32 protein-coding genes are annotated in these 19,990 nt (G+C 59.2%); 3 read left to right on the top strand and 29 right to left on the bottom strand.

What is annotated here, in order from left to right:
• Positions 1-33: 33 nt before the first annotated feature.
• Positions 34-1,872: a dihydroxy-acid dehydratase gene (gene ilvD, locus QTL96_RS06920; protein WP_018900253.1), complete on the bottom strand. Its 1,839-nt coding sequence runs from the start codon at positions 1,870-1,872 to the stop codon at positions 34-36.
• 330 nt (positions 1,873-2,202) lie between these two features.
• On the opposite strand from ilvD, the gene msrP reads away from it, so the two are divergent.
• Genes msrP through QTL96_RS06905 form a run of 3 tightly spaced genes read left to right on the top strand, consistent with a single transcriptional unit; the run spans position 2,203 to position 4,190 of the window.
• The gene (msrP, locus tag QTL96_RS06915; protein WP_289727197.1) at positions 2,203-3,150 is read left to right on the top strand and encodes a protein-methionine-sulfoxide reductase catalytic subunit MsrP; all 948 of its coding nucleotides are present in this window, start codon (positions 2,203-2,205) and stop codon (positions 3,148-3,150) included.
• Complete coding sequence (gene msrQ / locus QTL96_RS06910; protein WP_289727196.1) at positions 3,150-3,812, top strand: protein-methionine-sulfoxide reductase heme-binding subunit MsrQ; 663 nt, start codon at positions 3,150-3,152, stop codon at positions 3,810-3,812. Before msrP ends, msrQ begins: the two co-directional genes overlap by 1 nt.
• A gap of 39 nt (positions 3,813-3,851) precedes the next feature.
• Positions 3,852-4,190, top strand: coding sequence for a hypothetical protein (locus QTL96_RS06905; protein ID WP_289727195.1), 339 nt, complete (start codon positions 3,852-3,854; stop codon positions 4,188-4,190).
• 73 nt (positions 4,191-4,263) lie between these two features.
• Here QTL96_RS06905 and rplQ read toward each other — a convergent pair whose 3' ends face one another.
• The 28 genes from rplQ to QTL96_RS06765 form a co-directional block, all read right to left on the bottom strand.
• Positions 4,264-4,689 carry a 50S ribosomal protein L17 gene (rplQ, locus tag QTL96_RS06900; RefSeq protein WP_018900257.1) on the bottom strand — a complete coding sequence of 142 codons (426 nt, stop codon included), beginning with the start codon at positions 4,687-4,689 and terminating at the stop codon, positions 4,264-4,266.
• 45 nt (positions 4,690-4,734) lie between these two features.
• Entirely contained in the window at positions 4,735-5,745 is a 1,011-nt protein-coding gene (locus QTL96_RS06895; protein ID WP_007787729.1) for a DNA-directed RNA polymerase subunit alpha, read from the bottom strand.
• A gap of 100 nt (positions 5,746-5,845) precedes the next feature.
• Positions 5,846-6,235, bottom strand: a complete 390-nt coding sequence (gene rpsK / locus QTL96_RS06890; protein ID WP_003547577.1) for a 30S ribosomal protein S11 — start codon at positions 6,233-6,235, stop codon at positions 5,846-5,848.
• Between the two features lie 134 nt (positions 6,236-6,369).
• Positions 6,370-6,738: a 30S ribosomal protein S13 gene (gene rpsM, locus QTL96_RS06885; RefSeq protein ID WP_018900258.1), complete on the bottom strand. Its 369-nt coding sequence runs from the start codon at positions 6,736-6,738 to the stop codon at positions 6,370-6,372.
• A gap of 225 nt (positions 6,739-6,963) precedes the next feature.
• Complete coding sequence (locus QTL96_RS06880) at positions 6,964-7,614, bottom strand: adenylate kinase (protein WP_026283317.1); 651 nt, start codon at positions 7,612-7,614, stop codon at positions 6,964-6,966.
• Positions 7,611-8,951, bottom strand: a complete 1,341-nt coding sequence (gene secY, locus QTL96_RS06875) for a preprotein translocase subunit SecY (protein ID WP_018900260.1) — start codon at positions 8,949-8,951, stop codon at positions 7,611-7,613. The genes QTL96_RS06880 and secY overlap by 4 nt, the downstream gene beginning before the upstream one ends.
• A 239-nt stretch (positions 8,952-9,190) precedes the next feature.
• Entirely contained in the window at positions 9,191-9,664 is a 474-nt protein-coding gene (gene rplO, locus QTL96_RS06870) for a 50S ribosomal protein L15 (protein ID WP_016553563.1), read from the bottom strand.
• Positions 9,665-9,680: 16 nt separating this feature from the next.
• Complete coding sequence (gene rpmD / locus QTL96_RS06865) at positions 9,681-9,890, bottom strand: 50S ribosomal protein L30 (protein ID WP_016553562.1); 210 nt, start codon at positions 9,888-9,890, stop codon at positions 9,681-9,683.
• 13 nt (positions 9,891-9,903) lie between these two features.
• Positions 9,904-10,473, bottom strand: a complete 570-nt coding sequence (gene rpsE / locus QTL96_RS06860; protein ID WP_018900261.1) for a 30S ribosomal protein S5 — start codon at positions 10,471-10,473, stop codon at positions 9,904-9,906.
• A gap of 130 nt (positions 10,474-10,603) precedes the next feature.
• Positions 10,604-10,966: a 50S ribosomal protein L18 gene (rplR, locus tag QTL96_RS06855; protein WP_018900262.1), complete on the bottom strand. Its 363-nt coding sequence runs from the start codon at positions 10,964-10,966 to the stop codon at positions 10,604-10,606.
• A gap of 12 nt (positions 10,967-10,978) precedes the next feature.
• Positions 10,979-11,512: a 50S ribosomal protein L6 gene (gene rplF / locus QTL96_RS06850; protein WP_018900263.1), complete on the bottom strand. Its 534-nt coding sequence runs from the start codon at positions 11,510-11,512 to the stop codon at positions 10,979-10,981.
• Between the two features lie 42 nt (positions 11,513-11,554).
• Positions 11,555-11,953 carry a 30S ribosomal protein S8 gene (gene rpsH, locus QTL96_RS06845; RefSeq protein ID WP_018900264.1) on the bottom strand — a complete coding sequence of 133 codons (399 nt, stop codon included), beginning with the start codon at positions 11,951-11,953 and terminating at the stop codon, positions 11,555-11,557.
• Between the two features lie 12 nt (positions 11,954-11,965).
• Complete coding sequence (gene rpsN / locus QTL96_RS06840; protein ID WP_018900265.1) at positions 11,966-12,271, bottom strand: 30S ribosomal protein S14; 306 nt, start codon at positions 12,269-12,271, stop codon at positions 11,966-11,968.
• Between the two features lie 32 nt (positions 12,272-12,303).
• On the bottom strand, positions 12,304-12,861 hold the full coding sequence (gene rplE / locus QTL96_RS06835; protein ID WP_018900266.1) for a 50S ribosomal protein L5: 558 nt from the start codon (positions 12,859-12,861) through the stop codon (positions 12,304-12,306).
• Positions 12,861-13,163: a 50S ribosomal protein L24 gene (gene rplX / locus QTL96_RS06830; protein ID WP_018900267.1), complete on the bottom strand. Its 303-nt coding sequence runs from the start codon at positions 13,161-13,163 to the stop codon at positions 12,861-12,863. The genes rplE and rplX overlap by 1 nt, the downstream gene beginning before the upstream one ends.
• Positions 13,164-13,175: 12 nt before the next feature.
• Complete coding sequence (gene rplN, locus QTL96_RS06825; RefSeq protein ID WP_018900268.1) at positions 13,176-13,544, bottom strand: 50S ribosomal protein L14; 369 nt, start codon at positions 13,542-13,544, stop codon at positions 13,176-13,178.
• A 262-nt stretch (positions 13,545-13,806) separates the two neighbouring features.
• Positions 13,807-14,046 (bottom strand): 30S ribosomal protein S17, encoded by a 240-nt coding sequence (gene rpsQ / locus QTL96_RS06820; RefSeq protein ID WP_018900269.1) that lies wholly within the window; start codon positions 14,044-14,046, stop codon positions 13,807-13,809.
• Between the two features lie 4 nt (positions 14,047-14,050).
• Positions 14,051-14,251, bottom strand: coding sequence for a 50S ribosomal protein L29 (gene rpmC, locus QTL96_RS06815; RefSeq protein WP_016553554.1), 201 nt, complete (start codon positions 14,249-14,251; stop codon positions 14,051-14,053).
• Positions 14,252-14,263: 12 nt separating this feature from the next.
• Entirely contained in the window at positions 14,264-14,677 is a 414-nt protein-coding gene (gene rplP / locus QTL96_RS06810; RefSeq protein ID WP_003573792.1) for a 50S ribosomal protein L16, read from the bottom strand.
• A gap of 36 nt (positions 14,678-14,713) precedes the next feature.
• Positions 14,714-15,433 carry a 30S ribosomal protein S3 gene (rpsC, locus tag QTL96_RS06805; RefSeq protein ID WP_113010801.1) on the bottom strand — a complete coding sequence of 240 codons (720 nt, stop codon included), beginning with the start codon at positions 15,431-15,433 and terminating at the stop codon, positions 14,714-14,716.
• A complete protein-coding gene (gene rplV / locus QTL96_RS06800) occupies positions 15,433-15,825 on the bottom strand; it encodes a 50S ribosomal protein L22 (protein WP_018900271.1) in 393 nt (130 codons plus the stop codon). Before rplV ends, rpsC begins: the two co-directional genes overlap by 1 nt.
• A gap of 2 nt (positions 15,826-15,827) precedes the next feature.
• Complete coding sequence (rpsS, locus tag QTL96_RS06795; RefSeq protein ID WP_018900272.1) at positions 15,828-16,106, bottom strand: 30S ribosomal protein S19; 279 nt, start codon at positions 16,104-16,106, stop codon at positions 15,828-15,830.
• Positions 16,107-16,121: 15 nt separating this feature from the next.
• Positions 16,122-16,958, bottom strand: coding sequence for a 50S ribosomal protein L2 (gene rplB, locus QTL96_RS06790; RefSeq protein ID WP_018900273.1), 837 nt, complete (start codon positions 16,956-16,958; stop codon positions 16,122-16,124).
• Between the two features lie 11 nt (positions 16,959-16,969).
• Positions 16,970-17,263: a 50S ribosomal protein L23 gene (locus QTL96_RS06785; protein ID WP_018900274.1), complete on the bottom strand. Its 294-nt coding sequence runs from the start codon at positions 17,261-17,263 to the stop codon at positions 16,970-16,972.
• A complete protein-coding gene (rplD, locus tag QTL96_RS06780) occupies positions 17,260-17,880 on the bottom strand; it encodes a 50S ribosomal protein L4 (RefSeq protein ID WP_018900275.1) in 621 nt (206 codons plus the stop codon). Before rplD ends, QTL96_RS06785 begins: the two co-directional genes overlap by 4 nt.
• 13 nt (positions 17,881-17,893) lie before the next feature.
• Positions 17,894-18,535, bottom strand: coding sequence for a 50S ribosomal protein L3 (gene rplC / locus QTL96_RS06775; protein ID WP_018900276.1), 642 nt, complete (start codon positions 18,533-18,535; stop codon positions 17,894-17,896).
• Between the two features lie 34 nt (positions 18,536-18,569).
• Complete coding sequence (rpsJ, locus tag QTL96_RS06770) at positions 18,570-18,878, bottom strand: 30S ribosomal protein S10 (RefSeq protein WP_003547547.1); 309 nt, start codon at positions 18,876-18,878, stop codon at positions 18,570-18,572.
• A 313-nt stretch (positions 18,879-19,191) separates the two neighbouring features.
• Positions 19,192-19,990 (bottom strand): elongation factor Tu (locus QTL96_RS06765; protein ID WP_289727189.1); only part of this gene is annotated, 799 nt, incomplete at its 5' end.

Genomic DNA, 19,990 nt, shown 5'->3' with positions numbered 1-19,990 from the left:
CTTAATAGAGCAACTGACTTTTAATCAGTAGGTTCAGCGATCGCCGAGATCGCGAACGGCGCCGCGGTCGGCGCTGGTTGCGAAGGCGGCGTAGGCCTTCAGCGCGGTCGTGACGTTGCGCTTGCGCTTTTCGGCCGGCTGCCAGCCCTTGGCGTCCTGCTCGGCGCGGCGGGTTGCCAGTTCCTGGTCGTCGACGCGCAGGCTGATCGTGCGGTTCGGGATGTCGATGTCGATCATGTCGCCTTCGCGCACGAGACCGATGGTGCCGCCATTGGCCGCTTCCGGAGAGGCGTGGCCGATCGACAGACCCGAGGTGCCGCCGGAGAAGCGACCGTCGGTGATCAACGCGCAAGCCTTTCCGAGGCCCTTCGACTTCAGGTAGCTCGTCGGATAGAGCATTTCCTGCATGCCCGGGCCGCCCTTCGGGCCTTCGTAGCGGATGACCACGACATCGCCGGCGACGACTTCGTTGGACAGGATCGCCTTTACGGCCGCGTCCTGGCTTTCGTAGACCTTGGCCGGGCCGGAGAACTTCAGGATCGATTCATCGACACCCGCCGTCTTCACGATGCAGCCATCGAGCGCGAGGTTGCCCTTCAGAACCGCGAGACCACCATCCTTGGAGAACGGGTGCTGGGCATCGCGGATGACGCCGGTTTCGCGGTCGAGGTCGAGTTCTTCCCAACGCGAGCTCTGGCTGAAGGCGACCTGCGTCGGAACACCGCCGGGAGCGGCGCTGAAGAGATCGAAGGCGGCCTTGTTGTCGGTGACCGCGACATCCCACTGCGCCAGCGCTTCGCGCATGGTCGGTGCGTGGACCGTCGGAAGATCGACATTCAGCAGGCCAGCGCGGTCGAGTTCGCCGAGGATGGCCATGATGCCGCCGGCGCGGTGAACGTCTTCCATGTGAACGTCGGCCTTGGCGGGCGCGACCTTCGACAGGCAGGGAACGCGGCGCGACAGGCGATCGATATCGTCCATCGTGAAATCGATCTCGCCTTCATGCGCGGCCGCAAGAATGTGCAGAACGGTGTTGGTCGAGCCGCCCATGGCAATATCGAGCGCCATGGCGTTTTCGAACGCGCCCTTGCTGGCGATCGTGCGCGGCAGAGCGGTGAGATCGTCCTGTTCGTAATAACGGCGGGCGAGTTCGACGACGCGGCGACCGGCTTCCAGGAAGAGTTCCTTGCGGTCGGAATGGGTGGCGAGTGTCGAGCCGTTTCCGGGTAATGACAGGCCCAGGGCTTCCGTCAGACAGTTCATCGAGTTTGCCGTGAACATGCCGGAGCAGGAACCGCAGGTCGGGCAAGCGGAACGCTCGATGACGGCGACGTCCTCATCGCTGATCTTGTCGTCGGCGGCTGCGACCATGGCATCGACGAGGTCGAGCGCGACCTTCTTGCCGTTCAGCACGACCTTGCCGGCTTCCATAGGACCGCCGGAGACGAAGACCGTCGGGATGTTGAGGCGCAGCGAGGCCATCAGCATGCCGGGGGTGATCTTGTCGCAGTTGGAGATGCAGACCATGGCGTCGGCGCAGTGAGCGTTGACCATGTATTCGACGCTGTCGGCGATCAGTTCGCGCGAAGGCAGCGAATAGAGCATGCCGTCATGGCCCATGGCGATACCGTCGTCGACGGCGATCGTGTTGAACTCCTTGGCGACGCCGCCGGCCGCTTCGATTTCGCGGGCGACGAGCTGGCCGAGGTCCTTCAGGTGGACGTGGCCCGGCACGAACTGGGTGAAAGAGTTGACCACCGCGATAATCGGCTTGCCGAAATCCGAATCCTTCATGCCCGTGGCGCGCCAAAGGCCGCGCGCACCCGCCATGTTGCGGCCGTGGGTCGTGGTTCTCGAACGATAAGCTGGCATTGGTGTTTCCTCACAACATCGGAAGTCTTGCGCGATACCGGGCGGATCTTGACGACACGCTCCAACTATCGCTGCTTTTTGGAATTGTCCTAATCCAAAGAGTATATGCTGTCACTACCGGGAAAGGCAAAAGCGGTACTCCTCGGTACGCCTCAGGCGTCGATCGATCATATACGTGGGCAGGACGTGGTTTGTTACAGGCAGACGCTACGTTTTCGCTACACGATAAGTTGGCTTCCCGGCCGGCCGCTTCAAGGCGTAAACAGTGATCCGAAACGAGCTTGAATGCGTTCAAGTTCAATGCCGAGCCAGGCTGCTCAGGAGGATATCATGCCCGTCTATCGTCCACCCAAGATTGCTTCGTCTGAGATCACGCCGCGCCAGACCTATCTCGATCGCCGCCAGTTCCTTGGCGCCGCCGCGATCGGCGCATTGGGTCTATTGGGTGCCGGCACTGCCAGCGCAGCCGCGCTTACGACCGTCGACAGCAAGTACAAGGTCGACGAGAAGCTGACGCCGATCAAGGATGTGACCACTTACAATAACTTCTACGAGTTCGGGCTCGACAAGGGTGATCCGGCGGCGCTGTCCGGCGACTTCAAGCCCACGCCCTGGACGATCAAGGTCGACGGCATGGTCAACAAGCCAGGCACCTTCGATCTCGACGCGCTGATGAAGCAATTCCCGATCGAGAGCCGCACCTATCGCATGCGCTGCGTCGAGGCTTGGTCGATGGTGATCCCGTGGGACGGCTTTCCGCTGGCCGCCCTCTTGAGCAAGGTCGAGCCGCTCGGGAGCGCCAAGTATGTCGCCTTCGAGACCGTCGTGCGCCCGGAAGAGATGCCGGGACAGAAGGGCATCTTCCAATCGCTTGACTGGCCCTATGTGGAAGGTCTGCGGCTTGATGAAGCCAACCATCCGCTGACGCTGCTCGCGGTCGGGCTTTATGGCGAGACGCTGCCCAACCAGAACGGCGCGCCGATCCGGCTGGTCGTTCCCTGGAAATATGGCTTCAAGGGCATCAAATCGATCGTGCGGATCACGCTGACGGACAAGGAGCCGAAGAACACCTGGCAGGTCACCAATTCGCAGGAATACGGCTTCTATGCCAACGTCAATCCAGCCGTCGATCATCCGCGCTGGAGCCAGGCGACCGAGCGGCGCATCGGCGAGAGCGGCTTCTTCGGCGCCAGCCGCCATCCTACACTGCCGTTCAACGGCTATGGCGATGAGGTGGCGAGCCTCTATGCGGGCATGGACCTGAAGGCGAACTTCTGATGGCAACGCTCTCGTTCAGCCTGCCGAAGCGATGGCACTCGGCCTCCGTCTGGCTGCTCTATGTCGTCGGGCTGGCGCCTGCCGCCTGGACCTTCTATCTCGGCGCCACCGACCAGCTGGGCGCCGATCCGGTCAAAACCTTCGAGCTGTTCCTGGGCCTCTGGGCTATCCGCTTCCTAGTGCTGACGCTCGCCGTCTCCCCTGCCCGCGACCTCCTCGGCTGGAACTACCTGCGCTATCGTCGCGCGCTGGGTCTTCTCGCCTTTTACTACGTGGCCATGCATTTCACGGTTTACATGGTCCTTGATCAGGCGCTTGACGTCTCCGCTGTCCTCGACGATGTGATGAAGCGTCCCTTCATCATGTTCGGCATGGCCGGGCTCGTGCTGCTCGTGCCGCTGGCTGTCACATCCAACAACCTGTCGATCCGGAAGCTCGGCTCGAAATGGATCTGGCTGCACAAGCTGATCTACATCATCGCCGCCTGTGGCGCGGTGCACTTCGCGCTGTCGACGAAGCTTCTGGATTTCGAGCAGTATGTCTATGTGGGGCTGATCATCCTGATGATCCTCTACCGGTCATGGCGGCCAATTGCGCGGAGCAGGAAGCGTAACCGAAACGGACAAGGCGGCAGAACACGTCCAGCCCAGGCTGCCGGCTGAGCTCTTGTTTGAAACCGTGAGGGCTGACAGACTGCCCGCATGGAAGCAGCGTCGCCACTATACATCTACCGTGACCCGCATTTCGCCCCGGCCGGGGACACAGTCGTTGCCGCAGCGCCGCTTGACGTCGTCGTCGACGCCTACGGCGGCGGCGGGCTCGTTGGCGAGGCTGGCCTAAGCGCGGCCTTTGGCGGCGCGATCGTCTTCAAGGACGACATCACCGGGGCCTGCTTTCTTGGAGTATGGGGAAAGCGCAATGCTGTGCGTTTCAAGGCCGCGCTGGAGGCGCAGGGTGATGTCGAGGTCATCGACGGCCCACCACCGGCGCGACTTCAACATTTCAGCAAGACTGGCGAGCGGCCGAAGCGCACGCGATGACAAATCAACGTCTCAAACGAAAACAGCCGGGCTTTTCAGCCCGGCTGTTTTGCTTCCGGCGAACCGGAAAATATTAAGCGGCTTCAGCAGCTGCTGCTTCGGCTTCAACGCGAGCCTTGTCGGCTGCGCCCTTGGCGAAGGTGTCGCGGTCAACGAATTCGATGACGGCGAGAGCGGCGTTGTCGCCCTGGCGGAAGCCAGCCTTCATGATACGCAGGTAGCCGCCGTTGCGGGTTGCGTAGCGCGAAGCGATCGTGTCGAAGAGCTTCGAAACGACAGCGGCGTCGCGGATCTGCGAGATCGCCTGACGACGAGCGTGCAGGTCGCCGCGCTTGCCGAGGGTTACGAGCTTTTCAACGATCGGACGGATTTCCTTTGCCTTCGGCAGGGTGGTCACGATCTGCTCATGGGTGATGAGCGAAGCCGCCATGTTGGCAAACATTGCCTTGCGGTGGCTAGCGGTTCTATTCAGCTTGCGGCCGGCTTTACCGTGGCGCATTGCTATTCTCCTTCACATGCAGGCATCTCGCCCGCCGTTTGATGGTTAGTATTGGTCTTCGTAACGCTTGGCGAGATCTTCGATGTTCTCAGGCGGCCATGCCGGCACTTCCATGCCGAGGTGCAGGCCCATGGACGCGAGAACTTCCTTGATTTCGTTCAGCGACTTGCGACCAAAATTCGGCGTGCGGAGCATTTCTGCTTCGGTCTTCTGAATGAGGTCGCCGATGTAGACGATGTTGTCGTTCTTCAGGCAGTTTGCCGAGCGAACAGACAGTTCGAGTTCGTCCACCTTCTTGAGGAGAGCCGGGTTGAAAGCAAGTTCGGTGACTGCTTCTTCTTCGGTTTCCTTCTGCGGCTCGTCGAAGTTGACGAACACGCCAAGCTGATCCTGCAGGATGCGAGCCGCGAAAGCGACGGCATCTTCGCCGGAGATCGAACCATCGGTTTCGATGGTCATGTTCAGCTTGTCGTAGTCGAGAACCTGTCCTTCGCGGGTATTTTCAACCTTGTAGGACACCTTCTTGACCGGCGAATAAAGGCTGTCGACCGGGATGAGACCGATCGGAGCATCTTCCGCACGATTGCGATCGGCCGGAACATAGCCCTTGCCGTTGTTGACGGTGAATTCCATACGGATTTCGGCGCCCTCGTCGAGCGTGCAGATCACATGCTCGGGGTTGAGGATTTCGATATCGCCGACCGTCTGGATGTCGCCAGCCGTTACAACGCCAGGACCCTGCTTACGCACGACCATGCGCTTTGCGTCGTCGCCATCCATCTTGATGGCGATTTCCTTGATGTTCAGAACGATGTCGGTGACATCTTCACGAACGCCAGGGATCGACGAGAATTCATGCAGCACGCCATCGATCTGCACGGCCGTCACTGCGGCACCGCGCAGCGAGGACAGCAGAACGCGGCGAAGCGCGTTGCCGAGGGTGAGGCCGAAACCGCGCTCCAGCGGCTCTGCTACGAGCGTCGCCTTGGTGCGCGAGCTCGAAGAGAACTCGACCTTGTTCGGCTTGATCAATTCCTGCCAGTTTTTCTGAATCATATTTTTGCCTTCCGTTCGTTGCCACCATCCAATCGTGACAACCGAGCTTGAGAAGCATCGGGAGCGAGGATCCGCTCACCGATGTTGTGAATGGCGATGATCAGACGCGACGCTTCTTGCGCGGGCGGCAACCATTGTGCGGGATCGGGGTCACGTCGCGGATGGACGTGATCATGAAACCAGCAGCCTGGAGGGCGCGCAGAGCGGATTCACGACCCGAACCCGGACCGCAAACTTCAACTTCCAGCGACTTCATGCCGTGCTCCTGAGCCTTCTTGGCGCAGTCCTCAGCAGCGATCTGAGCAGCGAACGGGGTCGACTTGCGCGAGCCCTTGAAGCCCTTGGCGCCAGCAGACGACCAGGCAATGGCGTTGCCCTGTGCGTCGGTGATCGTGATCATCGTGTTGTTGAAGGTCGAGTTGACGTGAGCGACGCCCGACGAAATGTTTTTACGTTCGCGACGGCGAACGCGTACGGCTTCCTTGGCCATTTTAATCCCTTTCTTGGATCTCTGCACCGCCGTAATACCAGCGGCTACACCGGAACGAGACCTTGCGGCCCTGCCCCAAACTCAAAAGAGGCCGGCGCAGACCGCCAGCCCCCTCACCTCCGGTTTCCCGGAAATTACTTCTTCTTACCAGCGATAGCCTTTGCCGGGCCCTTGCGGGTACGAGCATTGGTGTGCGTGCGCTGACCGCGGACCGGAAGGCCACGGCGATGACGCAGGCCGCGATAGCAGCCGAGGTCCATCAGACGCTTGATGTTCATCGAGGTCTCGCGACGCAGGTCACCTTCGACCTGGTAATCGCGGTCGATGGTTTCGCGGATCTGCAGGACTTCAGCGTCGGTGAGCTGATTCACGCGACGATCAGCAGGAATACCGACCTTCTCGATGATTTCCTGTGCGAATTTCGGACCGATCCCGTGAATGTACGTCAGCGCGATTACAACGCGCTTTGCGGTCGGGATGTTGACGCCAGCGATACGTGCCACGCCTATTCTCCTTGCGTTCCAGTTGCCATCCGGCAAGTGGTGTCTCGTTACACGGCCTTGAAAGGCCGCAATTACAATTCAGGTTCTCAACAAGTCAAAACGATCGAACCCGGAATTCCTATCGGAAGTCCGCGCCGATCGCATCAGATATCGCGAGTTGGCGCGGTGTTTAACGGAATCAGTGCTGAAAAGCAACCGCTCCCGCCAAGTTTTATTTCCAAAGCCTTACAGCTTCGAAAGTATGCCCTCGATCTCGCCGGTGACGTGATCGATGTCTGCCATGCCATCCACCGACTGCAACTTGCCCTTGGCATAGTAGTAGCCGATCAGCGGCGATGTTTCCTTGTAGTAAGCGCCGAGACGCGTCACCACGGTTTCGCGGTTGTCATCGGGACGACGCTTGAAGTGAGTCGAACCACAGCGGTCACAGACGCCCTCCACCTTCGGCTTGACGTTGGTGTCGTGATAACCGGCACCACAGTTCGCACAGGTGTAGCGGCCCGAAACGCGGTCCGCCAGGATAGCGTCGTCGACCTGGATTTCGACGACCTTCGACAGTTCGATGCCCTTGCCCTTGAGCATGGCTTCCGTCGCATCGGCCTGAACCAGCGTGCGCGGGAAACCGTCGAGGATGAAGCCATTCTCGCAATCGGGCTGGTCGATACGCTCCGACACGATTGCGATGACGATGTCGTCTGAGACCAGCTTGCCAGCATCCATGACGGCCTTGGCGCGCTTGCCGACTTCGGTACCGGCCTGAACGGCGGCGCGAAGCATGTCACCCGTGGAAAGTTGCGGAATGCCGTACTTTTCCACGATCCGCTGAGCTTGAGTCCCCTTACCCGCGCCCGGCGGCCCCAAAAGTATAAGTCTCATCGACCCCTCTTTCCTCCACGCAACTTCGATTTCTTGATCAGGCCTTCGTACTGCTGCGCGATCAGATGACCCTGGATCTGTGCCACCGTATCAAGAGTTACGCTAACGACGATCAAAAGCGAAGTGCCACCAAGGGATAATGGGATCCCGGTTTGCGACACGAGGATTTCCGGAAGAATGCAGACGAAGACCAGATAGATCGCGCCGATGACCGTAATGCGGGTCAGCACATAATCGATGTACTCGGCGGTGCGCTCACCGGGACGGATGCCCGGGATGAAACCGCCATGCTTCTTCAGATTGTCGGCCGTGTCCTTCGGATTGAAGACGATGGCCGTGTAGAAGAAGGCGAAGAAGGCGATCAGCAGACCGTAGAGGAGCATGTAGAGCGGCTGGCCATGGCCCAGAGCCGCGACAATCGAGGTTACCCAGGTCGGCATGTTCGTCGTGCTGGCGAAGCCCGCGATCGTTGCCGGCAGGAGCAGCAACGAGGACGAGAAGATCGCCGGGATGACACCCGAGGTATTGAGCTTCAGCGGCAGGTGCGAGGTATCGCCCTGGAACATGCGGTTACCCACCTGGCGCTTCGGATACTGGATCAGAAGGCGGCGCTGGGCGCGCTCGACGAAGACGATAATCGCGATGACGGCGATCGCAACGACGATGACCAGCAGGATAAGGCTCGTCGACAGCGCGCCTGTGCGGCCGAGTTCGAGCGTACCGGCAAGAGCCGAAGGCAGGCCAGCGGCGATGCCGGCGAAGATGATGAGCGAGATGCCGTTACCGATACCGCGCGAGGTAATCTGCTCGCCGAGCCACATCAGGAACATCGTGCCGCCGAGCAGCGTGATGACCGTGGAGACGCGGAAGAAGATGCCCGGATCGACAACGAGCCCCTGCCCGCTCTCCAGACCAATGGCAATGCCATAAGCCTGCAGCGTGCCGAGAAGCACGGTGCCGTAGCGGGTGTACTGGTTGATGATCTTTCGACCCTGCTCGCCTTCCTTCTTCAGGTTCTCGAGCGCAGGCACGACCGAGGTCATCAGCTGCACGATAATCGAAGCGGAAATGTAGGGCATGATGCCGAGCGCGAAGATCGCCATGCGCTGAACAGCGCCGCCCGAAAACATGTTGAAGAGGCCGAGAATGCCGCCTGCCTGACCCTGGAAGGCCTGTGCGTAGGCCTGCGGGTTGAGGCCGGGAAGCGGAATGTGCGTTCCCAACCGATAGACGAGGAGAGCTGCCAGTGTAAACCACAGGCGCTTCTTGAGATCCTCGGCTTTGGCGAAGGTCGAGAAATTGAGGTTGGAAGCCAACTGTTCCGCTGCAGACGCCATGCGTATCTCCGCGCTACCGGTTTCGGGCTCTGACCAAGCGAAAGGCAGAACGCCGGATCGGCATTTCTGAATTATTCAAAAGCGGGCTTCGGACGGATTGCGGGCGCAACCTATGCCTCACCCTGTTGTTCGTCTAACCTGTCCTGACGCACGTGCATCCGACCGGTTTTTGTGAGGCTCACATATGGGAGCAAAACCGCCCGGTGTGAAGCACCCCGGGCGGTTTATCATAGATTAAATTACTCTGCAGCTGCGGCAGAAAGAAGCGTGACGGAACCGCCAGCCTTTTCGATCTTTTCGACAGCCGGCTTGGAAGCGCCAGCAACTTCGAACTTGACCTTTGCCTTCAGCTCGCCGTCGGCGAGAACGCGAACGCCGTCCTTGACGCGACGGATAACGCCGGCAGCCTTGAGAGCTGCTGCATCAACCGTGGACTTGGCGTCGAGCTTGCCAGCGTCGATAGCAGCCTGAACACGCTCCAGGGACACGACAACGAAGTCGGCCTTGAAGATGTTGTTGAAGCCGCGCTTCGGCAGGCGACGGTAGATTGGCATCTGACCGCCTTCGAAGCCGTTGATGGCTACGCCCGAACGGGACTTCTGACCCTTGACACCGCGACCACCGGTCTTGCCGGAGCCCGAACCGATACCGCGGCCGAGGCGCTTGCGGCTATGGGTCGAACCTTCGTTGTCTTTGATTTCATTGAGTTTCATAGCGAATACTCCCTGCTTACTTCTCGTCGACGATGCGAACGAGATGCTGGACAGCACGGATCATGCCACGAACGGAAGGGGTATCTTCCAGCGTGCGACGACGGTGCATCTTGTTCAGCCCGAGACCGATCAGCGTGCGCTGCTGGACATCCGGACGGCGAATCGGGCTACCGATCTGCTCGACGGTAACCGTCTTTGCTTCGGTCTTCTTTGTAGCCTTGGCCATGGATCAGCTCCTCTTATTCTTCAGAAGCGTTACCAGAAGCGGCACGGCGAGCCTGAAGCGTTGCATACTTGATGCCGCGCTGTGCTGCGATGTCCTTCGGGTGAACCTGGTGCTTCAGAGCGTCGAAGGTAGCGCGAACCATGTTGTATGGGTTCGAGGAACCGGTCGACTTGGCGACGACGTCGTGAACGCCGAGCGTTTCGAAAACAGCGCGCATCGGACCACCAGCGATGATACCGGTACCGACCTTGGCCGAACGAAGCAGAACCTTGCCGGCGCCGTGGCGGCCGTGAACGTCGTGATGCAGCGTACGGCCGTCACGCAGCGGTACGAAGATCAGTTCGCGCTTGGCAGCTTCAGTTGCCTTGCGGATTGCTTCCGGCACTTCACGTGCCTTGCCGTGACCGAAGCCAACGCGGCCCTTCTGGTCACCGACGACGACGAGGGCTGCGAAACCGAAACGACGGCCGCCCTTGACGACCTTGGCGACGCGGTTGATCGCGACCAGCTTGTCGACGAATTCGCTATCGCGCTCTTCGCGGTTCTGGCGATCGTCGCGCGAACCTTTTCTTTCCTGTGCCATTGTCCTTTTCCTTTTTCTTTTGCGGGTGGAACGGCAGACAACACGAGGACCGCATCAGCCTCCCCTATTGAGGAGCGTTTGCGGTCCGGTTAAAATCCGGCCGGAGCTTAGGGCTCCGGCCGGAAATTCATTAGAAGGTCAGACCGCCTTCGCGGGCTGCATCTGCCAGAGCCTTGATACGGCCGTGATAGATGAAGGCGCCACGGTCGAATACGACTTCCTTGACGCCAGCCTTGGAGGCGCGCTCGGCGACGAGCTTGCCAACGGCGGCAGCTGCCGCGGTGTCAGCACCGGTCTTCAGAGAACCGCGCAGGTCCTTATCGAGCGTCGAGGCAGCCGCGAGGGTCTTGCCGGCAACATCGTCGATAACCTGAACGTAGATGTTCTTCGAGGAGCGATGAACCGACAGGCGCGGACGGCCATTGGCCACCGACTTGAGATGACGGCGCACGCGGTTGGCACGACGTGCAAGTGCTTCTTTCCTGCTAGCCATTTCGCGTGATCCTTACTTCTTCTTGCCTTCTTTGCGAACGATACGTTCGCCGGCATACTTGACGCCCTTGCCCTTGTAAGGCTCAGGACCGCGGTATTCGCGGATTTCAGCGGCGACCTGGCCGACCTGCTGCTTATTGATGCCAGTGACAACAATTTCAGTAGGCTTCGGCACAGCGATCGTGATGCCGACCGGCGGCTCATAAACCACGTCGTGGCTGAAACCGAGAGCGAGCTGCAGGTTCTTGCCCTGAAGCGACGCGCGGTAACCAACGCCGTTGATTTCGAGCTTGCGCTCGTAGCCGTCCTTAACACCCGTGAAGATGTTTTCGATCATCGTGCGGGACATGCCCCACTTCGAACGAGCATCCTTCGACTGCGTGAGCGGCGTCACGACAACCGCATTGTTTTCGAGCTTAACGCCGACTTCGTCGTTTGCGACGAAGAACAGCTCGCCCTTCGGGCCCTTTGCAGTAACCTTCTGGCCTTCGACCGTAGCCGTAATCCCAGCAGGAATCTGAACGGGCTTCTTACCGATACGAGACATTTTTATATCCTGTCTGTTCGCTATGGAGATCGATGCTCGGTATTAGAATACCGAGCAAAGAACCTCGCCACCAACGTTCTGTTCGCGAGCCTGGTGATCAGCCATCACACCCTTCGGAGTCGAAAGGATGGTGATGCCGAGACCGTTCGCGACCTGCGGAATGGACTTGACCGAGACATAAACCCGGCGGCCCGGCTTGGACACACGGCCGATCTCACGGATCACCGATGCGCCTTCGTAGTATTTCAGCTCAATGTTGATTTCAGACTTGCCATTGCCGAAATCGACAAGAGCGTAGCCACGGATGTAGCCTTCAGCCTGGAGAACATCGAGAACACGTGCACGGAGCTTCGAAGCAGGCGTCGAGACCGACGACTTGCGGCGGGAAGCGCCGTTACGGATGCGGGTGAGCATATCGCCCAACGGATCAGTCATTGTCATCTAACCTGCTCCTTACCAGCTGGACTTGACGATGCCCGGCACCTTGCCGAGATTGCCGAGTTCACGCAGCGCGATACGCGACATGCGCAGTTTGCGGTAGTATGCGCGCGGACGGCCCGATACTTCACAACGGTTGCGAATACGGGTCTTCGATCCATCGCGCGGCAGGGATGCCAGCTTGATCGAGGCCTTGAACCGGTCTTCGATCGGAAGAGCCTGGTTCATGATGATCGCCTTCAACTCGGCGCGCTTAGCGGCCTGGTTGGCGACCGTAATACGGCGGCGCTTGTTCTTTTCAACTGCGCTGGTCTTCGCCATGTGTGGTTCCTTTTCTACGCTCGTCGTTACGGTTACTGACGGAACGGGAAGTTGAACTCTGTGAGCAGAGCCCGTGCTTCGTCGTCCTTGGTGGCCGTCGTGCAAACGATGATGTCCATGCCCCACATCTGATCAACCTTATCGTAGTTGATCTCAGGGAACACAATGTGCTCCTTGATGCCCATGGCGAAGTTGCCACGGCCGTCAAAGCTCTTCGGGTTCAGGCCGCGGAAGTCGCGAACGCGCGGAAGCGCGATGTTCACGAGACGGTCCAGGAACTCGTACATGCGAGCGCCGCGCAGGGTAACCTTTGCGCCGATCGGCATATCTTCGCGGACCTTGAAGCCAGCGATGGAGTTGCGTGCACGGGTGATCACCGGCTTCTGACCAGCGATAGCGGCCAGGTCAGCTGCGGCAACAGTCGGCTTCTTCGAATCAGCCGTTGCTTCACCAACACCCATGTTGATTACGATCTTGTCGAGCTTCGGAATCATCATCTCGTTGGCGTAGGAGAACTTCTCCTGCATCGCCGCACGGATGCGCTCGACATATTCCTTCTTGAGCCGCGGCTCGTACTTTGCCTGAGCCATCAGATCACCTCACCGGAACGCTTGGCCACACGGACCTTCTTGCCGTCAACAACCTTGAAACCAACGCGGGTCGGCTTGCCGTCCTTGTCGATGATCGAGACGTTGGACAAGTGAACCGAGGCTTCCTTGCTGATGATGCCGGCTTCCTGGGTCTGCGTCTGGCGCTGGTGGCGCTTCACGACGTTGACGCCACGGACTACGGCGCGATCTTCCTTGGGCAGAACCTGAAGGACTTCGCCAGTGCGGCCCTTGTCCTTGCCTGCGAGCATGACGACCGTGTCGCCCTTACGAATCTTTTGCATCGTTCGTGCTCCTTACAGAACTTCTGGAGCGAGCGAGATGATCTTCATGTGGTTCTTGGCGCGAAGTTCGCGCGGAACCGGTCCGAAGATACGGGTGCCGATCGGCTCTTTCTTGTTGTCGATGAGGACTGCTGCATTGGTGTCGAAGCGGATGATGGAACCATCTACGCGACGGATTTCCTTGGCGGTGCGAACGACAACCGCCTTCATCACGTCACCCTTCTTCACGCGGCCGCGCGGAATAGCTTCCTTGATCGAAACGACGATAACGTCGCCGATCGAGGCATACTTGCGCTTAGAACCGCCCAGCACCTTGATGCACATGACACGACGTGCGCCGGAATTATCCGCCACGTCGAGGTTTGTTTGCATCTGAATCATATCAGGTCGCCTTCTTGTGTTTACCGGAATGGTTGGGCTGTCGCCCCCTACCCCGGCATATGAAAATTGTCAGCCGGCCGCTTGCCACGAGAGCAGGCGAAAACACGGCATTAGCTTGACTAGCGCGGGATCGATCGTGCCAGGGTGGTTTCCCAAACGGGACCTTCCGTGCGCTCAAAGCAAAAGAACGCTCGACGAACGAGCGTTCTGACGCTGCTTCATACAGAAATTTCCGCGAGACGCAAGGCCTCGCGAGAAATTCTTACTTTGCCTGGCCGGAAATGACCGTCCAGCACTTGTCCTTGGAGATCGGCGCGCATTCCTCGATGGATACGGTATCGCCAATCTTGTACTGATTGTTTTCGTCGTGGGCCTTGTACTTCTTGGAACGACGAACGGTCTTCTGCATCAGCGGATGAGCGAAACGACGCTCAACGCGGACAACTACAGTCTTCTCGTTCTTGTCGCCAACGACGACGCCCTGCAGGATGCGCTTCGGCATATTCTTAGGCCTTTGCTTCTGCCGCCTTCTGGCGGGCAATGGTTTTCACGCGGGCGATGTCCTTGCGAACTTCGTTGACGCGGGAGGACTTTTCGAGCTGACCGGTGGCCTTCTGGAAGCGCAGGTTGAACTGCTCCTTCTTCAGGTCGGCGAGCTTGTCCTTGAGCTGATCGGCCGTCAGGCCGCGAACTTCTTCGGCTTTCATGTGCCTTGCTCCTTACTCTGCAATGCGCTGTACGAAGCGCGTCTTGACCGAGAGCTTGGCAGAGCCGAGGCGAAGCGCTTCGCGAGCGATTTCTTCGCTGACGCCGTCGATCTCGAACATCATGCGGCCTGGCTTGACCTTGCATGCCCAATATTCAACAGAGCCCTTACCCTTACCCATACGGACTTCGGTCGGCTTTGCGGTTACCGGAACATCCGGGAACACGCGGATCCATACACGGCCAGCACGCTTCATGTAGCGCGTGATCGCGCGGCGGGCCGCTTCGATCTCGCGTGCATTTACGCGGTTTGGCTCCTGAGCCTTAAGGCCGAATTCACCGAAGGCGAGGTCGGAACCACCCTTGGCGACGCCCTTGATGCGGCCCTTAAATTGCTTGCGGTACTTGGTACGCTTTGGCTGCAACATTTTCTTATTCTCCGAACTTATCTGCCACCAACGCTATTAAGCGTTGTCGCGGCGACGATCGCGGTCACGGCTAGCCGGACCCTGAGCATCACCCTCGAGTGCGCGGCGCTCGGAGGCCATCGGATCGTGCTCAAGGATTTCGCCCTTGAAGATCCAAACCTTGATGCCGCAGATACCGAAAGCGGTTTCCGCTTCGGCTGTGCCGTAGTCGATGTCAGCGCGCAGCGTATGCAGCGGCACGCGACCTTCGCGGTACCATTCCGTACGAGCGATTTCAGCACCGCCGAGACGGCCCGCGCAGGTGATCTTGATGCCTTCGGCGCCAAGACGCATTGCGGACTGAACGGCGCGCTTCATGGCGCGACGGAAAGCAACACGACGCTCGAGCTGCTGAGCGATCGACTGAGCGACCAGAACAGCGTCGACTTCCGGCTTGCGAACTTCAACGATGTTGAGGTGCGTTTCGGAGTTCGTCATGTCCGACAGCTTCTTGCGGAGCTTGTCGATGTCTGCGCCCTTCTTGCCGATGATCAGGCCCGGACGAGCCGAGTGGATCGTGACGCGGCACTTCTTGTGCGGACGCTCGATAACCACCTTGGAGATACCAGCCTGCTTCAGTTCGTTCATGACGAACTTGCGCATTTTCAGGTCTTCGTGCAGCAGCTGACCGTATTCGGCATTGTCCGCGAACCAGCGGCTATCCCAGGTACGGTTGATGCCAAGACGGAAACCAATTGGATTGATTTTCTGACCCATTATGCGGCCTCCTCGGTGGCGGCTTCAACTTCGCGAACAACGATCGTCAGGTGCGCAAAGGGCTTTTCGATGCGCGATGCACGACCACGGCCACGAGCGTGGAAACGCTTCATGACGATCGACTTGCCGACGTAAGCTTCCGCTACGACCAGCGAGTCAACGTCGAGATCATGGTTGTTCTCGGCGTTTGCGATCGCAGATTCGAGCGTCTTCTTGACCGCGCCTGCGATGCGCTTGCGGGAGAATTCCAGCTCAGCGAGTGCGCGCTCGACCTTCTTGCCGCGGATAGCCGCGGCAACCAGGTTGAGCTTCTGTGGGCTGACGCGGAGCGTGCGGGCGACTGCTTGCGCCTCGTTGTCCTTCAGCCGGCGTTCGGCTTTTGCCTTGCCCATCGTTACTTCCTCTTTGCCTTCTTGTCCGCACCGTGACCGTAGTAGGTCCGGGTCGGAGAGAATTCACCGAATTTGTGACCGACCATGTCTTCATTGACGTTGACCGGAATATGCTTGCTGCCGTTGTAGACGCCGAAGGTGAGACCGACGAACTGGGGCAGGATCGTGGAGCGACGGCTCCAGATCTTGATTACTTCTGCACGTCCGCCTTCACGAACCTTCTCAGCCTTCTTGAGAAGATAGCCGTCAACGAACGGACCTTTCCATACTGAACGAGCCATTGGAGACTTCCTCTCTTACTTCTTACGCTGATGACGCGAGCGCATGATCATCTTGTCGGTCGACTTGTTCGACCGGGTGCGCTTGCCCTTGGTCGGCTTACCCCAAGGGGTAACCGGGTGACGACCACCGGAAGTGCGGCCTTCACCACCACCGTGCGGGTGGTCGACAGGGTTCATGACAACACCGCGGTTATGCGGACGCTTGCCGCGCCATACGGTACGACCGGCCTTGCCGTCGTTGATGTTGGCGTGGTCAGGGTTCGAAACCGCACCGATCGAAGCAAGGCAGGAGCCCGGCACGAGGCGCTGTTCGCCAGAGTTCAGACGAAGGATCGCGAGACCCGCATCGCGGCCTACGAGCTGTGCGTAGGAACCAGCGGAGCGAGCGATCTGACCGCCCTTGCCCGGCTTCATTTCCACGTTGTGGATGATGGAGCCAACCGGGATGTACTGCAGGGGCATGGTGTTGCCCGGCTTTACGTCCACAGCCTTTTCAGAGGCGATGACCTTGTCGCCGGCAGCAAGGCGCTGCGGAGCGATGATGTAGGCCTGTTCGCCGTCGGCGTAGGAGATGAGCGCGATGAACGCGGTACGGTTCGGGTCGTATTCGATACGCTCGACCGTGCCTTCAACTTCGAACTTGCGACGCTTGAAGTCGATCAGACGATACGTACGCTTGTGACCGCCGCCGATGAAGCGAGCCGTGATGCGACCGAGGTTGTTACGACCGCCGCTCTTGGTCAGACCCTGCGTCAGCGCCTTGACCGGCTTGCCCTTGTAGAGCGAAGAGCGGTCGACGATGACCAGCTGACGCTGGCTCGGGGTCGTAGGATTGAATGTTTTCAATGCCATGTTTTTATTCCTCAGAGACCGGTGGAGACGTCGATCGTCTGGCCTTCAGCCAAAGTCACGATTGCCTTCTTCACGTCCTTCTGCTTGCCGACAAAACCGCGGAAACGACGGGTCTTGCCCTTGCGGAGCAGAGTGTTGACGGCCGTGACCTTGACGCCGAAGAGCGCCTCGACTGCAGCCTTGATTTCCGGCTTCGACGCCGTCTTAGCGACGTTGAAAACAACCTGGTTGTTTTCCGATACCAGAGTGGACTTTTCGGTGATCGACGGCGAGACGATCACATCATAGTGGCGAAGATCGGTCACTTGAAACGCTCCTCTAGAGCTTCAACGGCAGCCTTGGAAAGCACGAGCTTGCCACGGCGCACGATGTCATAAACGTTGATGCCCTGGATCGGCAGAACATCGATGTTCGGGATGTTCTTGGCTGCGAGCTTGAAGTTGCCATCAAGTTCAGCGCCGCCGATGAAGAGAGCGTTGGTCAGGCCGAGCGTTGCGAAGGTCGAAGCCAGAGCCTTGGTCTTTGCTTCAGCAGCAACCAGGTTGTCGATGATGATGACATCATCGGACTTCAGCTTTGCCGACAGAGCCAGACGCAGGCCGAGAGCGCGAACCTTCTTCGGAAGGTCGTGTTCGTGGCTGCGAGCAACCGGGCCGTGAGCCTTACCACCGCCGCGGAACTGCGGAGCACGAGCCGAATGGTGACGAGCGCGGCCCGTACCCTTCTGCTTGTACATCTTGGCGCCGGTGCGCCATACGTCGGCGCGGCCCTTTGCCTGGTGAGTGCCCTGCTGCTTCTTGGCAAGCTGCCAGCGGATTACGCGGGCGAGAATGTCTTCGCGGGGCTCGAGACCGAAAATCGCGTCAGAAAGAGAAACCTTCCCTGCGTCTTTTCCCTCGAGGGTCTTGACGTTGAATTCCATTGGTCTGGCTCCCTTACTTCGCGGCCGACTTGACGGCGTCGCGCACGATGATCCAGGCACCCTTGGAACCGGGTACTGCACCCTTGATCAGGATCAGACCACGATCTTCGTCGGTCGAAACCACTTCAAGGTTCTGAGTCGTTACGCGCGTCTGGCCCATGTGACCAGCCATCTTCTTGTTCTTGAAAACCTTGCCCGGGTCCTGGCGCGAGCCGGTCGAACCGTGCGAGCGGTGCGAAACCGACACACCGTGCGTGGCGCGCAGACCGCCGAAGCCGTGACGCTTCATGGCGCCGGCAAAGCCCTTACCAATCGTCGTGCCGGTTACATCGACGAGCTGACCGGTGGCGAAGTGGCCAGCCTTGAGCTCGGTGCCGACGTCAAGCAGGTTGTCTTCCGAAACACGGAATTCAGCGAGCTTGGCCTTCGGCTCGACGTTGGCAATAGCGAAATTGCCGCGCATCGCCTTGGACGTGTTCTTGACCTTCGCCGTGCCAGCACCAAGCTGAACTGCGGCGTAGCCGTTCTTTTCTACTGTGCGCTGGGCTACGACCTGGCAGCCTTCCATACGCAGTACTGTTACCGGAACATGTTCGCCGGCGTCGTTATAGACGCGGGTCATGCCGACCTTCTGTGCAATCACACCTGAACGCATCGGTTCAATCCTTCCAACTCAGCTCGAGCTAGGCTCAGAGCTTGATCTCAACATCGACACCAGCGGCGAGATCGAGCTTCATCAGCGCGTCTACCGTCTGCGGTGTCGGGTCAACGATGTCGAGGAGGCGCTTATGCGTGCGCATCTCGAACTGCTCGCGGCTCTTCTTGTCGATGTGTGGGGACCGGTTTACCGTAAACTTCTCGATGCGAGTCGGAAGCGGAACGGGGCCCCGGACGCTTGCGCCGGTGCGCTTCGCCGTCGACACGATCTCGCGCGTCGAAGCGTCGAGAATGCGGTGATCGAACGCCTTCAGGCGAATGCGGATATTTTGGCCGTTCATTCGACGTTATCCTTGTGTTTGTTACTTACGCGCCCTTGTTCAAGGCACGGGTTGTTTTCTTCCCTAAAGGCGGACCACCGGTTTCAAAGATCGAGAGGGACGTCGGAAACCGGCATCCCTATCCAGTCTTCAGGCCTTTCGGCCACCTTTATGTTAGCTTCAGTCTGCCGCCTCGAAACAACGAAGCAGCGCGCAAACAGCGCTTGCGCGCCATGTGCCGTATTTCTTTGTAATAAGCAAGCGGCTAAAGCCACTTGCTTCATAATAATGTCATCGAAGCGGCCGTCTCTTGCGAGACCGCCGATCTCAATGATTACTCGATGATCGAGGCAACGATGCCAGCGCCGACGGTACGGCCGCCTTCGCGGATAGCGAAGCGCAGCTTTTCTTCCATCGCGATCGGAACGATCAGCTCAACGGCAACGGTGACGTTGTCGCCAGGCATAACCATTTCCGTGCCTTCCGGCAGAGAAACGATGCCGGTAACGTCGGTCGTGCGGAAGTAGAACTGCGGACGATAGTTCGTGAAGAACGGCGTATGACGGCCGCCTTCTTCCTTCGTCAGGATGTAGGCTTCGGCCATGAACTTCTTGTGCGGCTTGACAGAGCCCGGCTTGCACAGGATCTGACCACGCTCAACGCCGTCACGGTTAACACCGCGAACCAGAGCGCCGATGTTGTCGCCAGCCTGGCCCTGATCGAGCAGCTTGCGGAACATTTCAACGCCGGTAACCGTCGTCTTCGAGGTGGCGCGGATGCCGACGATTTCGACTTCTTCACCAACCTTGACGATGCCGCGCTCGACGCGACCGGTCACAACCGTACCACGACCCGAGATCGAGAACACGTCTTCGATCGGCATCAGGAACGGCTGGTCGATCGGACGCTCAGGCGTCGGGATGTAGGCGTCGACAGCGGCCATCAGTTCGCGAACGGCGTCTTCGCCGATCTTCTTGTCCGAATCGTTGAGAGCAGCCAGAGCCGAACCCTTGACGACAGGAACGTCGTCGCCCGGGAAGTCGTAGGACGACAGAAGTTCGCGAACTTCCATCTCGACGAGTTCGAGCAGTTCCGCGTCGTCGACCTGGTCAACCTTGTTGAGGAACACGACC

Origin of the sequence: Rhizobium sp. S163, assembly GCF_030380805.1 — a bacterium.
Classification (GTDB): domain Bacteria; phylum Pseudomonadota; class Alphaproteobacteria; order Rhizobiales; family Rhizobiaceae; genus Rhizobium.
The sequence above is the reverse complement of the archived record's forward strand: the minus strand, read 5'-3'. Positions and strand labels throughout refer to the sequence as shown.

What these genes read in the sequence shown, in the direction of transcription:
- ilvD (WP_018900253.1), bottom strand. Translation starts at nt 1,872, where the DNA reads ATGCCAGCTTATCGTTCGAGAACCACGACCCACGGCCGCAACATGGCG.
- msrP (WP_289727197.1), top strand. Translation starts at nt 2,203, where the DNA reads ATGCCCGTCTATCGTCCACCCAAGATTGCTTCGTCTGAGATCACGCCG.
- msrQ (WP_289727196.1), top strand. Translation starts at nt 3,150, where the DNA reads ATGGCAACGCTCTCGTTCAGCCTGCCGAAGCGATGGCACTCGGCCTCC.
- QTL96_RS06905 (WP_289727195.1), top strand. Translation starts at nt 3,852, where the DNA reads ATGGAAGCAGCGTCGCCACTATACATCTACCGTGACCCGCATTTCGCC.
- rplQ (WP_018900257.1), bottom strand. Translation starts at nt 4,689, where the DNA reads ATGCGCCACGGTAAAGCCGGCCGCAAGCTGAATAGAACCGCTAGCCAC.
- QTL96_RS06895 (WP_007787729.1), bottom strand. Translation starts at nt 5,745, where the DNA reads ATGATTCAGAAAAACTGGCAGGAATTGATCAAGCCGAACAAGGTCGAG.
- rpsK (WP_003547577.1), bottom strand. Translation starts at nt 6,235, where the DNA reads ATGGCCAAGGAAGCCGTACGCGTTCGCCGTCGCGAACGTAAAAACATT.
- QTL96_RS06880 (WP_026283317.1), bottom strand. Translation starts at nt 7,614, where the DNA reads ATGAGACTTATACTTTTGGGGCCGCCGGGCGCGGGTAAGGGGACTCAA.
- secY (WP_018900260.1), bottom strand. Translation starts at nt 8,951, where the DNA reads ATGGCGTCTGCAGCGGAACAGTTGGCTTCCAACCTCAATTTCTCGACC.
- rplO (WP_016553563.1), bottom strand. Translation starts at nt 9,664, where the DNA reads ATGAAACTCAATGAAATCAAAGACAACGAAGGTTCGACCCATAGCCGC.
- rpmD (WP_016553562.1), bottom strand. Translation starts at nt 9,890, where the DNA reads ATGGCCAAGGCTACAAAGAAGACCGAAGCAAAGACGGTTACCGTCGAG.
- rpsE (WP_018900261.1), bottom strand. Translation starts at nt 10,473, where the DNA reads ATGGCACAGGAAAGAAAAGGTTCGCGCGACGATCGCCAGAACCGCGAA.
- rplR (WP_018900262.1), bottom strand. Translation starts at nt 10,966, where the DNA reads ATGGCTAGCAGGAAAGAAGCACTTGCACGTCGTGCCAACCGCGTGCGC.
- rplF (WP_018900263.1), bottom strand. Translation starts at nt 11,512, where the DNA reads ATGTCTCGTATCGGTAAGAAGCCCGTTCAGATTCCTGCTGGGATTACG.
- rpsH (WP_018900264.1), bottom strand. Translation starts at nt 11,953, where the DNA reads ATGACAATGACTGATCCGTTGGGCGATATGCTCACCCGCATCCGTAAC.
- rpsN (WP_018900265.1), bottom strand. Translation starts at nt 12,271, where the DNA reads ATGGCGAAGACCAGCGCAGTTGAAAAGAACAAGCGCCGCCGTATTACG.
- rplE (WP_018900266.1), bottom strand. Translation starts at nt 12,861, where the DNA reads ATGGCTCAGGCAAAGTACGAGCCGCGGCTCAAGAAGGAATATGTCGAG.
- rplX (WP_018900267.1), bottom strand. Translation starts at nt 13,163, where the DNA reads ATGCAAAAGATTCGTAAGGGCGACACGGTCGTCATGCTCGCAGGCAAG.
- rplN (WP_018900268.1), bottom strand. Translation starts at nt 13,544, where the DNA reads ATGATTCAGATGCAAACAAACCTCGACGTGGCGGATAATTCCGGCGCA.
- rpsQ (WP_018900269.1), bottom strand. Translation starts at nt 14,046, where the DNA reads ATGCCGAAGCGCATCCTGCAGGGCGTCGTCGTTGGCGACAAGAACGAG.
- rpmC (WP_016553554.1), bottom strand. Translation starts at nt 14,251, where the DNA reads ATGAAAGCCGAAGAAGTTCGCGGCCTGACGGCCGATCAGCTCAAGGAC.
- rplP (WP_003573792.1), bottom strand. Translation starts at nt 14,677, where the DNA reads ATGTTGCAGCCAAAGCGTACCAAGTACCGCAAGCAATTTAAGGGCCGC.
- rpsC (WP_113010801.1), bottom strand. Translation starts at nt 15,433, where the DNA reads ATGGGTCAGAAAATCAATCCAATTGGTTTCCGTCTTGGCATCAACCGT.
- rplV (WP_018900271.1), bottom strand. Translation starts at nt 15,825, where the DNA reads ATGGGCAAGGCAAAAGCCGAACGCCGGCTGAAGGACAACGAGGCGCAA.
- rpsS (WP_018900272.1), bottom strand. Translation starts at nt 16,106, where the DNA reads ATGGCTCGTTCAGTATGGAAAGGTCCGTTCGTTGACGGCTATCTTCTC.
- rplB (WP_018900273.1), bottom strand. Translation starts at nt 16,958, where the DNA reads ATGGCATTGAAAACATTCAATCCTACGACCCCGAGCCAGCGTCAGCTG.
- rplD (WP_018900275.1), bottom strand. Translation starts at nt 17,880, where the DNA reads ATGGAATTCAACGTCAAGACCCTCGAGGGAAAAGACGCAGGGAAGGTT.
- rplC (WP_018900276.1), bottom strand. Translation starts at nt 18,535, where the DNA reads ATGCGTTCAGGTGTGATTGCACAGAAGGTCGGCATGACCCGCGTCTAT.
- rpsJ (WP_003547547.1), bottom strand. Translation starts at nt 18,878, where the DNA reads ATGAACGGCCAAAATATCCGCATTCGCCTGAAGGCGTTCGATCACCGC.